Origin of the sequence: Rhodopseudomonas sp., from assembly GCF_048594845.1 — a bacterium.
Classification (GTDB): Bacteria; Pseudomonadota; Alphaproteobacteria; order Rhizobiales; family Xanthobacteraceae; genus Rhodopseudomonas.
Map to the genome: position 1 here is coordinate 1 of NZ_JBMDXE010000177.1, position 11,875 is coordinate 11,875.

An 11,875-nucleotide genomic window follows, 5' to 3' on the forward strand; every position below is an offset into this window, starting at 1 on the left:
CGGGCGGCAGCTCTTCCTTGAACGAGCCGCAGGCCGACAGCGAGATCAGGTCGGTGACGCCGGCGCGCTTCAGCACGTCGATATTGGCGCGGTAGTTGATGTCGGAGGGCGACAGCCGGTGGCCCTTGTCGTGGCGCGGCAGGAACACGATCGGCAGGCCGGCGATGTTGCCGCGCCGCACCGCCGAGGACGGTTCGCCCCACGGACTCGCGATCTGCTCCTCGCGGACGTCTTCGAGCCCCGGCAAATCATAGATGCCGGATCCGCCGATGATGCCGAGTACCGCCCTGGTCATGCTCTATCTCCCGCTGCACTGCACGCATTTCCCATGCGGCCTCCGCCTCTACAACCCCCTTGGCGGTGATCTTCGCCGAACGTCGCATCTTACCGGCTTCGAATGTCAGGCGCCGCCGGACGCGCGACGATTTTTCTTGTTCCCGATCCCGGCGCGGCTGCTAGGATTACGCCAAGGCCTCGCAGAAGCGGCCACCGTGGGAGTGACATAACGTGCAGCAGGGACGCGTCGTTTTCGGCGCCATGGAGGAAGTCGTCTACGGACAACCGGCGGCGCAGGCCGTCGCGGCGCAGATGGACCGGATCGGCGCGCAGCGCGCGTTGCTGATGGTCTCCGGCACCCTCAACCGGGCCACCGATGAAATCGCCAAGGTGCGAGACGCGCTCGGCGGGCGCTGCGCCGCGGTGTTCGACGCGATGCCGGCGCATTCGCCGCGCAGCGCCATCATCGCCGCCACCGACATGGCGCGGGCCGCGGATGCCGACCTGATCGTCACGATCGGCGGCGGCTCGATCACCGATGGCGCCAAGGCGGTGCAGATCTGCCTCGCCAACGACATCCGCAGCGTTGAGGACATGGACCGCGTCGCCAACCGGCCGTCGCCGGTGGCGCCGATTGTGCGGCAGATCAGTGTGCCGACCACGATCTCGGGCGGCGAATTCAGCGCCATGGCCGGCGTCACCAACGAGGCGACGCGGGTGAAGGAGAAGTTTGCGCATCCCTTGGTGATGCCGCGCGCGGCGCTGCTCGATCCGGCCATCACCGTGCACACCCCGGAATGGCTGTTCCTCTCGACCGGCATCCGCGCGGTCGACCACTGCGTCGAGGCGATCTGCTCGGGCGAGGCGCATCCCTATGGCGACGCGCAGGCGCTGCGCGGGCTGGCGATGCTGGCAACCGGGCTGCCGCGGGTGAAGGCCGACCCGACCGATCTCGACGCGCGGCTCGACTGCCAGATCGGCACCTGGCTGTCGATGGGCGCGCTGTCGTCCGGCGTGCCGATGGGCGCCAGCCACGGCATCGGCTACGTGCTCGGCGCGGTGTTCGACGTGCCGCACGGCCACACCTCCTGCGTGATGCTGCCGGCGGTGATGCGCTGGAACAAGGCCGTCAACCGCGACCGCCAGGCGCTGGTCGCCGCCGCGATGGGCCATCCGGGCAAGGACGCCGGCGACGTGCTGGACGCGCTGATCCGCGTGCTCGGCATGCCGCGCTCGCTGCGCGAGGTCGGCGTCTGTCCTGAACACTTCGACAAGATCGCCGCGCAGGCGATGGGCACCCCCTGGGTGCCGCGCAACCCGCGCAAGATCGACGGCCCGGCGCAAGTGAGGGAGATTCTGGAACTGGCCGCGTAGGGGACGATCGCCTGCTTTCGCACGACTAACGACGAAGACTTCGTCATTGCGAGCGCAGCGAAGCAATCCAGGAGCGCGGTGCACTGCGCTGGATTGCTTCGTCGCGGAGCCTGTGCCCGGACGGCACGAAGCGCCGATCCGGGTGCTCCTCGCAATGACGGTGGGAGAGACCTGAACCAACCAAAAACCAGAAGTCAGGCAGCATCAGCACGAGGGAGCACGATGTATACCGGCCAATTCGCGACGACCCATCCCGATCATCCCGCCTTTATCATGGCCTCGACCGGCGAGACCGTGACTTACGCGGAGCTCGACGCCCGCAGCAACCGCCTGGCGCACTTGCTCTACAACCACGGCCTGCGGCGGCTCGATCACTATTCGATCTTCATGGAGAACAACAACCGCTACCTCGAGGCGTGCGGTGCCGGCGAGCGCAGCGGCCACTACTACACGTGCGTCAATTCCTATCTGACGCCGGCCGAGCTGGCCTACATCCTGACCAACAGCGAATCCCGCGCGCTAATCACCTCGAAGGCCAAGCTCGATGTCGCCCGCGAGGCGCTGAAGGAGTGCCCGAAGGTGACGCTGTGCATCGTGGTCGACGGCGAGACCGAGAGCGATCGGATCGTCGGGCTCACGGACGCGACGCGCGGCCTGCCGGATACGCCGATCGCCGAGGAGCATCTCGGCACGGCGATGCTGTATTCGTCCGGCACGACTGGCCGCCCCAAGGGCATCGTGCGGCCGCTGCCGGAGCAGCCGCCGTCGCAGCCGCTGCCGCTGTTCCACTTCCTCAACACGCTGTGGAAGTATCGCAATGGCATGATCTATCTGTCGCCAGCGCCGCTGTATCACTCGGCGCCGCAGGCAGCGGTCGGCCTCACCATCCGCGACGGCGGCACTGCGATCATCATGGAGCATTTCGATCCGGAGCAATATCTGGCGCTGATCGAGAAGTACAAGGTGACGCACAGCCAGCTGGTGCCGACGATGTTTTCGCGCATGCTGAAGCTGCCGGAAGAGACGCGCAAGAAGTACGACCTGTCGTCGCTGGAAGTCGCGATTCACGCCGCCGCGCCCTGCCCGCCGCAGGTCAAGGAGCAGATGATCAAATGGTGGGGACCGATCATCCACGAATATTACGGCGCCACCGAAGGCCTCGGCTTCACCGCCTGCAACAGCGAGGAATGGCTGGCGCACCGCGGCACGGTCGGCAAGGTGATGTTCGGCGACCTGCACATCCTCGACGACCGGATGCAGCCCTGCCCGAAAGGCACGCCCGGCCAGATCTGGTTCAAGACCGCGACGCCGTTCGAATATTTCAACGATCCGGCCAAGACCGCGGAGACCCGCTCCGAGGACGGCAGCATGAGCACGGTCGGCGATGTCGGCTATGTCGACGACGACGGCTACCTGCACCTCACCGACCGCGCCACCTTCATGATCATCTCCGGCGGCGTGAACATCTACCCGCAGGAATGCGAGAATCTGCTGATCACCCATCCCAAGGTCGCCGACGCCGCGGTGTTCGGCGTACCGAACGAGGATCTTGGCGAGGAGGTCAAGGCGGTGATCCAGCCGATGCCGGGCGTCGACCCGGGCGCCGATCTGGCACAGGAACTGATCGCGTTTTGCAATCAGTCGCTGTCGCGCCAGAAAGTGCCGCGCTCGATCGACTTCCTCGAGGAACTGCCGCGCCTGCCGACCGGCAAACTCTACAAGCGCCTGCTGCGCGACCGCTATTGGGGCAACAGCAATTCGCGGATCGTGTGAGGCGACGCGGCGACGCGGCACGGCGCACTCCCTCTCCCGCTTGCGGGAGAGGGCTGGGGTGAGGGCGACGCGAGCACTGACTCGCGTCGTTCAGAAAAGCTTCCCTCACCAGCAATGCGCAGCGAATTAGGTAAGACCTCTTCTCCGCGAGTCGCGGGCTCCCTGCCTGGGGCGCCCTCACCCCAACCCTCTCCCGCGCGCGGGAGAGGGGGCGCGCTGCGGCGGGGGGAGAGGCACTGCCTCATGGGCAGAATCGGCCGGAATGGGCTATAGGGGGCTCATGGCTCCTCTCCTTTGCCCATTCGCATGACCCGTTCCGCAGCCGTTGAAACCGACGACGATCTCGATGCCCGGATGCTGTCGACGTTGCAGCATGTGTTCGGGCTGCCGGGGTTCCGCGGCCAGCAGGAGGCGATCGTGCGGCATGTCGCCGATGGCGGCGATGCGCTGGTGCTGATGCCGACCGGCGGCGGCAAGTCGCTGTGTTACCAATTGCCGGCGCTGCTGCGCGACGGCTGCGGCGTGGTGGTGTCGCCGCTGATCGCGTTGATGCGCGATCAGGTCGCCGGGCTGCTCGAAGCCGGCGTGCGCGCCGCGGCGTTGAATTCGACGCTGTCCTATGACGAGGCGAACGCGATCGAGCAGCAACTGCTGAGAGGCGAACTCGACCTCTTGTATGTCGCGCCCGAACGGCTGCTGACGCCGCGCTGCCTGGGCCTGTTGGCGCGGGCGAGGATCGCGCTATTCGCGATCGACGAGGCGCATTGCGTGTCGCAATGGGGGCACGACTTCCGGCCCGAATATGTCGGCCTGTCGGCGATCGCCGAGAAATTTCCCAACGTGCCGCGGATCGCGCTGACCGCGACCGCCGATGCGCTGACCCGCCGCGAGATCGCCGAGCGGTTGTCGCTGACCGACGCGCCGTGCTTTGTCTCGAGCTTCGATCGCCCGAACATCCGCTACAGCATCGTCGACAAGCAGAACGCGCCGGCCCAGCTCAAGGCGTTCATCGACGAGCGCCATCGCGGCGATTCCGGCGTGGTATATTGCCTGTCGCGGGCCAAGGTCGAAGACATCGCCGAAACGCTCAGCAAGTATGGCCTCACAGCGCTGCCGTATCACGCCGGCCTGTCGCCGGACGTGCGTGCGCGCAATCAGGACCGCTTCCTCAACGAGGACGGCATCGTCATCGTCGCCACCATCGCGTTCGGCATGGGGATCGACAAACCCGACGTCCGCTTCGTCGCGCATCTCGATCTGCCCAAGAGCATCGAGGCTTACTATCAGGAGACCGGTCGTGCCGGCCGCGACGGCAAGCCGTCCGAAGCGTGGATGGCCTACGGCCTTAGCGACATCGTGCAGCAGCGCCGGATGATCGACGAGAGCTCCGGCTCCGACGCGTTCAAGCGCGTGTCGATGGGCAAGCTCGACGCGCTGGTCGGCCTGTGCGAATCCACCGGCTGCCGCCGCACCCGGCTGCTGGGCTATTTCGGCGAGACCGCGCAGCACGAGAACTGCGGCAATTGCGATAACTGCCTCACGCCGCCGAAAGTCATCGACGGCACCGTGCCGGCGCAGAAGCTGTTGTCCTGCGCCTATCGCACCGGTCAGCGCTTCGGCGCTCAGCATCTGATCGACGTGCTGCTCGGCCGGCTCACCGAGCGCGTCGGACAGTTCGGCCACGACAAGCTGTCGGTGTTCGGCATCGGCAGCGAATTCAACGAGAAGCAATGGCGCGCGGTGATCCGGCAGATGGTGTCGCTCGGCCATCTGGCCCCGGACAGCGAAGCCTTTGGCGCGCTGAAATTCACCGAGAGTTCGCGCGCGGTGCTGAAGGGCGACGCGCAGGTGATGCTGCGCGAACTGGCCGCCGGCCGGCCCCCGCGCGCCAAGTCGCGCCGTGGCGATCTGGTCGGCGCCGCACCGCGCGAGTCGAGCGGCGATCCGGAGCTGTTCGCGGCGCTCAAGGCGTGGCGCTCCGAGGTGGCGAAGAGCCGCGGTGTGCCGGCCTATGTGGTGCTGCACGACGCAACTATGGACGGCATCGCCGCCGCGCGGCCGCGCACGCTCGACGAACTGCGCGGCATCCCGGGCATCGGCGACAAGAAGCTGGAGATCTACGGCTCGGCGCTACTCGCCGTGATCGACGGCACCCGCCGGTAACTTGTTACTCGGGCGTTTGGTCCGGAATCTGCACGACGACCTGCGAAATGCTGCAGGAGGTGCGGCTATGCCGCTTTATGGATTTCATTGTGGGAGTTGCGACAAAGACAGCGAACTGCTGGTCGGCTTTTCCGACAAGCCGCGCTGTCCGAGCTGCGGCGGCCGCAAGATGGAGCGGATGGTGTCGCGCCCGGCGCCGCCCGGCAAAAGCAAGGGCCTGATCAGCGCCGCCCGCTCCCAGGCGGCGCGCGAGGGGCATTTCTCGAACTATAGCCGCAAGGAGCGCGGCGGCTGAGCCGCACGCGCTCCCGCTTCAGTTAGTAATCCGCGCTGCCATAGGCCGGCGCATAGCCATAGGCGTCGTGCGGGCTGCCGTATGCGCCGTAGCCGCCGGCCCAGGCGCCGTAGCGCGGGTTGGCGACGCAATTGCCGCCGGTGCCCTGCGCCGAGAATCGGCAGGCCTCGAAGCTGACGAAATTGCAGTTGCCCGGATAGCCCTGCAGCGCGCCCTGCTTGCAGTAGGGATATTCGACCTGCGCGACCGCCGGTTTCGCCGTCATCACCTGAGAAGCACCGAACGCGCCGATCGCCACCGCTGCCAAAGCCAAGATCTTCATCGTGTCGTCTCCTGTCACCGTTGATCTGCCGACCCCCATCGACGGCGAGCCAACGGTGCGCTGCAACGAACGTTCCGGGTTTTGGGTCACGATGCATTGTCGCAGGGCGCACGCCGCTCGGCGCGCCGCGACAAGTGAAGGCGGCCAATCGTCCGGCGCGACACTTCGAAATTGCCGGCGCGCCGCGTTGTTACTACTCCACCTTGAGGCCGGCAAATTTGACGACCTTGCTCCACTTCGCGGTCTCGTCCGCGATCATGGCGTCGAACGCCGCGGGCGGACCGATCAGCGGCGCACCGCCGAGTTCTACCAGCCGCGCCTTGACGGCCGGATCGGCCAGCACGGCGTTGACCTCGCCGTTGAGCTTGGCGACGATCTCGGGTGGCGTCGCCTTCGGCGCGCCCATGCCGAACAGCGCGCTGGCTTCGTAACCCGGGACGGTCTCGGCCAGCGTCGGCACATCTGGTAACAAATCCGAGCGCTGAGCCGTGGTCACCGCAAGCGCCCGCAGCGTGCCGCCACGGATGTGCTGGATGATCGACGGCATGTTGTCGAAGATCAGCTGAACCTGCCCGCCAAGCATATCGGTGATCGCCGGCGCGGCGCCGCGATACGGCACGTGCTGCATCTTCACCCCGGTCATCGCCATGAACATCTCGCCGGACAGATGCACCGACGTGCCGTTGCCGGACGAGGCGAGATTCACCTTGCCGGGATTGGTCTTCACGTAGTCGATGAATTCGGCCACCGTCCTGGACGGCACCTGGCTGTTGACCGTCATCACATTGGCGGTGCGGTTGAAGGCGGCGACGCCGGCGATGTCGCGGACGAAGTCGAAGTTCAGCTTCGCGTAGAGCGAGGCGTTGATGTAGTTGGCCGGATTGACCAGCAGGATCGTGTAGCCGTCGGCTGGCGCGTTCACCACCATCTCGGTGCCGATATTGTTGCCGGCGCCAGGCTTGTTTTCGATGATGAATTGCTGGCCGAGCCGCTCCGACAGTTTGGCGCCGATCAGGCGCGCAAGGATGTCGGTAGCGCCGCCGGCCGGATAGCCGACGACGAAACGGACCGGACGGGTCGGATAGTCGAGCGCGAGGCTGCGGCGCGGCAGCAGCGTGCTCGCCGTGGCAGCCATCGCGATCGCCTGGATCGCGTTGCGGCGTGTGATCATCGTTCGCTCCCTGTACGGCCGCGTCGTGGCGCGCGGTCCGAATGCCGTGAGGCGGAACGAGTGTAGCAAGCCGACCTTCGCGCTCAAGCTGCAGTGCGGGAGCGTGTGATCCATCGACACTGCCCGAACTAACAGGTTTGTGCCCCGGACGCTGCGCAGCGCGCCGCGCTGGCGGCGTGGTGCGCTGCAAATCCGGGGCCCCGGTGACTTGGGCGCCGCAAAGAAACCGGGGTCCCGGATCTGCGAAGCGGCACTGCGTGCCGCATCGCGTCTGGGACACGAGCTGAATTGCGCGACGTCACGCAGGGTGGCACAAGGATGCCGCTACCAACAACAGACGCGCTAGCGCGCCGCGGCCAATGCCGCCGTGCGGAAAGCGCCGCAGCAAGGGAGAAAAGCATGCCGCATCCGATCGAAGCGCCTGGCGTGGTGGGCCCGTTCGCCGGACTGGACGTGCCGTGGCTGCTGGCCCTGCACGCGCGGACGCGGCGCGATCATCCCTTCATCATCTGGGCGCCGTTCGACGCGCCTGCGCGCAGCTGGAGCTACGGCGAATTCCACGACCGTGTCGGCGCGCTCGCCGCCGGTCTCGCGGCGCGCGGCGTCAAGCCGGGCGACGCGGTGCTGATCCATCTCGATAATTGCACCGAGTTCCTACTGAGCTGGTTCGCCTGCGTCGAGCTCGGCGCGCTGGCGGTCACCACCAACACCCGCTCGGCGGCCGCCGAGATCGAGTACTTCGCCGATCATTGCGGCGCCGTCGCCGCCATCACCCAGCCGGCCTACGCCGACCTCGTCGCCACCAACTGCAAGAAGCTGCGCTGGATCGCGGTGATCTCTCACGATCCGGGCTCGCCGCTTCCGGCCCAGCCGGTGGCCAAAGCGGACTCGTTCGACAGCCTGTTCGGCGACAGCGCCAATCGTCCGCGCCGCGCCACCGATCCGTTCGCGCCGTGCAGCGTGCAGTACACCTCCGGCACGACGTCGCGACCGAAGGCTGTGCTGTGGACGCATGCCAACGCGCTGTGGGGCGCCAAGATCAACGCCGCGCACCAGACGCTGCGCGCCGACGACGTGCATCTGGCGTATCTGCCGCTGTTCCACACCAATGCGCTGGCCTATTCGATGCTGGCCAGCCTATGGGTCGGGGCGACCTGCGTGGTGCAGCCGCGGTTCTCGTCGAGCCGGTTCTGGAAGGTCGCGCTGGAACATCGCTGCACCTGGAATTCCAACATCGCGTTCTGCCTGAAGGCGCTGATGGAGCAGGAGACGCCAAAGCATCACAGCTTCCGCATGTGGGGCACGGCAGTGGCCGAGCCGCCGGCGTTCAAGAGCTTCGGCATCAAGATCATCGGATGGTGGGGCATGACCGAAACCATCACCCACGGCATCATCGCCGAGGCGGATCAGCCCAACACGCCGATGTCGATCGGCCGCGCCGCGCCGGAATATTCGCTGCGCATCATCGGCGACGACGGCGCGCCGACGCAGGTCGGCGACACCGGCAATCTGCTGATCAAGGGCGTGCCCGGGCTGTCGCTGTTCAAGGAGTATCTGCACAACGAGCAGGCGACGCGCGACAGTTTCGACGAGCACGGTTACTTCATCACCGGCGACCGCGTCACGCTGCTCGAGCACGGCGCCATCAAGTTCGGCGACCGCGCCAAGGACATGCTCAAGGTCGGCGGCGAGAACGTCGCGGCGTCGGAGATCGAGCAGGTGGTCATCATGGTGCCGGGCGTGCGCGAGGCCGCCGTGGTGGCCAAGAAGCACCCGATGCTCGACGAGGTCCCGGTGGTGTTCGTGATCCCGCAAGGCGGCATCGCCGGCGCGCCGCCGGACTTCGCCGACCGTATCACCGCGGCCTGCGCTGCCAAGCTGGCCGACTTCAAGCGCCCGCGCGAAGTCCGCCTCGTCGACGACATGCCGCGGTCGACGCTGGAGAAAGTGGCGAAGGCCGAGCTCCGCAAGATGCTGGCGGACTAGCAGGACTGTCGGGGTGGGCACGGCGCAGCGCGCCTTTGCCCACCCTATGTCGAGACGGCGCTACCTAGCCGCCGAGCGCGACCGGGCGGAAGGCCTGCAGCAGGCGCTGATCGATCTTGTCGCCGATCGCTTCCATGGCCGAGAAGGCATGCAGCGGCATCAGCGCCGTGTGGTTCTTGCGCTGCGCGACCAGCGACGTGAAGATATCCACGATCGTGGTGATCCGCACGATGTCGCTGATCTGGTCGCCATGCAGGCCGTCCGGATAGCCGGAACCGTCGAGCAGTTCGTGGTGATGCAGCACGACGTCGAGCGTTTCGCGCGGGAAGCTGCCCTCGGTGGCGAGCGCGTCGTAGCCGCGCCGCGAATGCTCGCGATATTTCAGCAGCCGTTCACCCTGCAGGCCGTCGAGATTGTCGAGCAGCCCGACGTCGACGAACGCCTTGCCGACGTCGAACAGCAGTGCCGCGCGGGTGAGACGGCGCTGATCCTCCTCGCGCATTCCGAGATGCTGTGCGAAGGCGACCGCATAGCCGGTGGCGAACAGCGCCAACCGGTAACTCTCATTGTGGTGGCGGCCCACAGTGGTGAGCCATTCGCGCAGCGAGGTGCGCTTGATCGCTTTCAGAATCGGCGCCTCGGCCTGCAGCACGTCCTGATAGGTGAGCGGCTTGCCGGCCGGCAGCCGCTCGAAGATCTTGACCAGCACGCCGTGCGCGGCGGCGACACCCTTGCTCATCGCCTCGGCGCGTGCAGTTTCCGTCGTCTCCGACGCGTCCGGAAACGCAGCGCGGATCCGGGCCAGCAGGTCGCGTGCATCGAACGGCCGGGCGATCGTGTCGGTGGCTCCGAGAGCCCACGCCTGCATCGATCCATGGTGCAATTCGTCGGCGAGCACGAACAGCCGCGGGATCGGCTGATAGCCGCCGCCGAGCAGCTTGCGCCGCACCGCCTGCACGCTTTCGGCAGAGCGAAGATTGATGTCGACCACGATGCCGGACAGTTCCAGCGCCGGCGCATCGGGCAGTTGGCTGGTGGAAATCGTCTGTACCTCGGCAACGCCCGCCAGGATCCGGGCGAGGTCCGCGCTCTGGTCGCGACGGTCGGACGCCAGCAACAGCCGGCGGCGCGGCTCGGACTGGGGCACGGGTTGTCGGGCTACAGCATTCATGAATCACCAGCCTGGATAGTACGCAAGTCTGGGACATCCCTAACGGGAAATCGGTTCCCGCTGCTTAACGGGCATTCTTAATGTTGGATGTTTTTTCCGTACGAATTTGATCGAGTTTTCGCCGGAATTGACCCGGACAGCACTCGGCATTGCGGTGCAAAACATCTATGATCCGCCCGCACGGGAATGGCGATGACACACAGCGTACCAACCGGGACCGACGAACAGCCGCCCCCGCCACGTGTGGCAGGATGCCTTTTCGTGGCTGCCGCGGCTGTGGTTCTGGCAGCGCTCGGCGCATCGCCGGCTTCGGCGCAGCAGTTCGCTCCGATCATAGTGGCTCCGGAAATTGCGCCACCGTTCACCGCTACGCTGTCGAATACCACCCCGCTGGCGTTCGGGATGGATGCGGTCGCGGCTTCGCGCGCGCTTGGTACGCAGCTGAACTATCTCAGCGGCCGCCCCGGCGACGAAATCTTCCTGGCGATCCGAACAGCCGGGGGTAGTGGCTTTTTCGATCGTCGCGACCGGCTGTATCCGCAGTTCCGCAAAGGCCGGCTCACCGGCTGGAAGGGCGATTGGGGCCGCAACTGGATGTGGCAATAGCCGCGTCCGGCCCGCCATCGCCAAATAACTGATCCTATCACCACCAACACAGGGGTTGCTCGTGGGACACGACATCACGCTGACGGCTGACGACGGATTTCAACTCGGCGGCTATCGCGCCGATCCGGCCGGGCCCACGACCGCTTCGGTGGTGGTGATCCAGGAGATCTTCGGCGTCAATCACCACATCCGCGCCGTCTGCGACCGCTTCGCCGCGCAGGGCTATCGCGCCGTGGCGCCGGCGATCTTCGACCGGATCGAGCGCAACTTCCAGAGCGGCTATTCGCCGGAGGAAGTCGCGGCCGCGCGCAAGTTCATCGCCGCGCCGGATTGGGACGCGACGCTGCGCGACGTGCAGGCCGCGATCGATTCCGTCAAGGATGAAGGCCCGGTCGGCGTCATCGGCTTCTGCTTCGGCGGCACCGTCGCGTATCTGGCGGCGACGCGGCTCAATGGACTGAGCGCCGCGGTCGGCTACTACGGCGGCGCCATCGTGAAATTCGCCGACGAGTTCCCCAAGGTGCCGACGCAATTGCATTTCGGCGAGAAGGACTCCGGCATTCCGCTCACCGACGTCGAGACCATCAAGGCCAAGCGGCCGGAAGTCGACGTCCACGTCTATCTCGAAGCCCAGCACGGCTTCGGCTGCGATGAGCGCGCCAGCTTCGACAAACAAAGCTCCGACCGCGCCTGGCAGCGCAGCCTGGACTTCTTCGCGACGTACCTGAAGTAATTGCT

Annotated in this window: 10 protein-coding genes and 1 pseudogene; 7 read left to right on the forward strand and 4 right to left on the reverse strand. The window is 66.4% G+C overall.

The annotated features are described in order from the left end of the window. Window positions 1–295 (reverse strand): annotated as a pseudogene (locus ACOJTD_RS11070) (S-methyl-5'-thioadenosine phosphorylase); the annotation flags it as partial. 212 nt (window positions 296–507) lie between these two features. Here ACOJTD_RS11070 and ACOJTD_RS11075 point away from each other — a divergent pair. From ACOJTD_RS11075 to ACOJTD_RS11090, 4 genes are all read left to right on the forward strand, one after another. Further along, window positions 508–1,650: an iron-containing alcohol dehydrogenase gene (locus ACOJTD_RS11075; RefSeq protein ID WP_420132967.1), complete on the forward strand. Its 1,143-nt coding sequence runs from the start codon at window positions 508–510 to the stop codon at window positions 1,648–1,650. A gap of 222 nt (window positions 1,651–1,872) precedes the next feature. Beyond that, complete coding sequence (locus ACOJTD_RS11080) at window positions 1,873–3,423, forward strand: AMP-binding protein (protein WP_420132968.1); 1,551 nt, start codon at window positions 1,873–1,875, stop codon at window positions 3,421–3,423. A gap of 306 nt (window positions 3,424–3,729) precedes the next feature. After that, window positions 3,730–5,586, forward strand: a complete 1,857-nt coding sequence (gene recQ / locus ACOJTD_RS11085) for a DNA helicase RecQ (protein WP_420132969.1) — start codon at window positions 3,730–3,732, stop codon at window positions 5,584–5,586. A gap of 67 nt (window positions 5,587–5,653) precedes the next feature. Beyond that, a complete protein-coding gene (locus ACOJTD_RS11090; protein ID WP_420132970.1) occupies window positions 5,654–5,881 on the forward strand; it encodes an FmdB family zinc ribbon protein in 228 nt (75 codons plus the stop codon). A 22-nt stretch (window positions 5,882–5,903) separates the two neighbouring features. On the opposite strand, the gene ACOJTD_RS11095 is transcribed toward ACOJTD_RS11090, so the two are convergent. Both ACOJTD_RS11095 and ACOJTD_RS11100 read right to left on the reverse strand, forming a co-directional pair. Next, entirely contained in the window at window positions 5,904–6,203 is a 300-nt protein-coding gene (locus tag ACOJTD_RS11095; RefSeq protein WP_420132971.1) for a DUF3551 domain-containing protein, read from the reverse strand. 193 nt (window positions 6,204–6,396) lie between these two features. After that, complete coding sequence (locus tag ACOJTD_RS11100; protein WP_420132972.1) at window positions 6,397–7,374, reverse strand: Bug family tripartite tricarboxylate transporter substrate binding protein; 978 nt, start codon at window positions 7,372–7,374, stop codon at window positions 6,397–6,399. Window positions 7,375–7,773: 399 nt separating this feature from the next. Between ACOJTD_RS11100 and ACOJTD_RS11105 the strand changes: the two genes are divergently transcribed. Next, window positions 7,774–9,360 carry an AMP-binding protein gene (locus ACOJTD_RS11105; RefSeq protein ID WP_420132973.1) on the forward strand — a complete coding sequence of 529 codons (1,587 nt, stop codon included), beginning with the start codon at window positions 7,774–7,776 and terminating at the stop codon, window positions 9,358–9,360. 64 nt (window positions 9,361–9,424) lie between these two features. Here ACOJTD_RS11105 and ACOJTD_RS11110 read toward each other — a convergent pair whose 3' ends face one another. Further along, window positions 9,425–10,531, reverse strand: a complete 1,107-nt coding sequence (locus ACOJTD_RS11110) for an HD-GYP domain-containing protein (RefSeq protein WP_420132974.1) — start codon at window positions 10,529–10,531, stop codon at window positions 9,425–9,427. 261 nt (window positions 10,532–10,792) lie between these two features. On the opposite strand from ACOJTD_RS11110, the gene ACOJTD_RS11115 reads away from it, so the two are divergent. Next, window positions 10,793–11,137 carry a hypothetical protein gene (locus ACOJTD_RS11115; protein WP_420132975.1) on the forward strand — a complete coding sequence of 115 codons (345 nt, stop codon included), beginning with the start codon at window positions 10,793–10,795 and terminating at the stop codon, window positions 11,135–11,137. 61 nt (window positions 11,138–11,198) lie between these two features. Continuing rightward, window positions 11,199–11,870 (forward strand): dienelactone hydrolase family protein, encoded by a 672-nt coding sequence (locus tag ACOJTD_RS11120; RefSeq protein ID WP_420132976.1) that lies wholly within the window; start codon window positions 11,199–11,201, stop codon window positions 11,868–11,870. The last annotated feature ends 5 nt before the right edge of the window (window positions 11,871–11,875 follow it).

Coding starts and splice junctions, on each gene's coding strand:
- ACOJTD_RS11080 (WP_420132968.1), top strand. CDS start 1,873: ATGTATACCGGCCAATTCGCGACGACCCATCCCGATCATCCCGCCTTT.
- recQ (WP_420132969.1), top strand. CDS start 3,730: ATGACCCGTTCCGCAGCCGTTGAAACCGACGACGATCTCGATGCCCGG.
- ACOJTD_RS11090 (WP_420132970.1), top strand. CDS start 5,654: ATGCCGCTTTATGGATTTCATTGTGGGAGTTGCGACAAAGACAGCGAA.
- ACOJTD_RS11095 (WP_420132971.1), bottom strand. CDS start 6,203: ATGAAGATCTTGGCTTTGGCAGCGGTGGCGATCGGCGCGTTCGGTGCT.
- ACOJTD_RS11100 (WP_420132972.1), bottom strand. CDS start 7,374: ATGATCACACGCCGCAACGCGATCCAGGCGATCGCGATGGCTGCCACG.
- ACOJTD_RS11105 (WP_420132973.1), top strand. CDS start 7,774: ATGCCGCATCCGATCGAAGCGCCTGGCGTGGTGGGCCCGTTCGCCGGA.
- ACOJTD_RS11110 (WP_420132974.1), bottom strand. CDS start 10,531: ATGAATGCTGTAGCCCGACAACCCGTGCCCCAGTCCGAGCCGCGCCGC.